The organism is Pseudonocardia sp. SID8383 (genome assembly GCF_009864975.1).
Classification (GTDB): Bacteria; Actinomycetota; Actinomycetes; order Mycobacteriales; family Pseudonocardiaceae; genus Pseudonocardia; species Pseudonocardia alni.
Genome location: NZ_WWFY01000334.1, coordinates 1 through 215, shown reverse-complemented (window position 1 = coordinate 215; position 215 = coordinate 1). Strand labels below are relative to the sequence as shown.

Here is a 215-nt window from a genome sequence, read left to right as displayed (position 1 = left end):
GCGATGCTCGAGGTGACGGGTCTGGGGGTCCGGGCCGCGGGCGGGGCGCAGCTGCTGTCCGGGGTGGACCTCGCCGTCGGGCGGGGCGGGTTCGTCGCGCTGACCGGGCCCTCGGGGGCGGGCAAGACGACGCTCGGCCGGGCCCTGGCCGGGCTGACCCCCTGCTCGGGGACCGTCCGGGTCGGCGGCCGTGACCCGGCGGGCGACCGGCGCGC

1 protein-coding gene is annotated in these 215 nt (G+C 81.9%); it reads left to right on the top strand.

Annotated elements, in window-relative coordinates; genetic code table 11:
- Positions 1-12: 12 nt before the first annotated feature.
- Positions 13-215 (top strand): ATP-binding cassette domain-containing protein (locus GTW08_RS32670; protein ID WP_346009877.1); only part of this gene is annotated, 203 nt, incomplete at its 3' end.